The sequence below is a fragment of the Mycobacterium interjectum genome, assembly GCF_900078675.2.
Lineage (GTDB): Bacteria > Actinomycetota > Actinomycetes > Mycobacteriales > Mycobacteriaceae > Mycobacterium > Mycobacterium interjectum.
In genome coordinates this window covers 2,358-3,232 of the sequence record NZ_LT546239.1, presented here as the reverse complement: position 1 = coordinate 3,232, position 875 = coordinate 2,358, and the positions used below count along the sequence as shown (strand labels likewise).

Here is an 875-nt window from a genome sequence, read left to right as displayed (position 1 = left end):
CCTCGCTGGCGGCGCGGTCGCGCCTGATGGTGCGCAGTTCGCTGCGCAGCCGCAGGCGGAACCTGGCGGAAGGGCGGCGCTGAGGTGGCGCGCCCGCACGTCGACGCCGTCATCCTGGTCGGGGGCAAGGGCACCCGGTTGCGGCCGCTGACGCTCTCGGCGCCCAAGCCGATGCTGCCCACCGCCGGGCTGCCGTTCTTGACCCACCTGCTGTCGCGGATCGCCGCGGCGGGCATCGAGCACGTCATCCTGAGCACGTCGTATCAGGCCCAGGTGTTCGAGGCCGAGTTCGGCGACGGCTCCAAGCTGGGCCTGCAGATGCAATACGTCACCGAGGACTCGCCGCTGGGAACCGGCGGCGGCATCGCCAACGTCGCCGGGCACCTGCGCCACGACACCGCGATGGTGTTCAACGGCGATGTGCTGTCCGGCGCCGACCTGGGCCAAATGCTGGAGTTCCACGAGACCAACTCGGCCGACGTCACCCTGCACCTGGTGCGGGTGGGTGACCCGCGGGCTTTCGGCTGCGTGACGACCGACGAAACCGGCAGGGTCACAGCGTTTTTGGAGAAGACGCAGGATCCGCCGACCGACCAGATCAACGCCGGCTGCTACATCTTCGAGCGCGCGATCATCGACCGGATCCCGCAGGGCCGCGAGGTCTCGGTGGAGCGTGAGGTGTTCCCCGCCCTGCTGTCCGACGCGAAAGTCAAGGTCTGCGGCTACGTCGACGCCACCTACTGGCGCGACATGGGCACCCCGGAGGACTTCGTCCGCGGATCGGCGGACCTGGTCCGCGGGATCGCCCCGTCGCCGGCGCTGCACGGCCACCGCGGCGAGCAGTTGGTGCACGACGGCGCGGCCGTGTCGCCGGG

The 875-nt window shown here is 70.6% G+C and carries 1 protein-coding gene; it reads left to right on the top strand.

The annotated features are described in order from the left end of the window. Window positions 1-84: 84 nt before the first annotated feature. A partial coding sequence (manB, locus tag BN4348_RS58935; protein ID WP_066917764.1) for a mannose-1-phosphate guanylyltransferase occupies window positions 85-875 on the top strand: 791 nt, incomplete at its 3' end.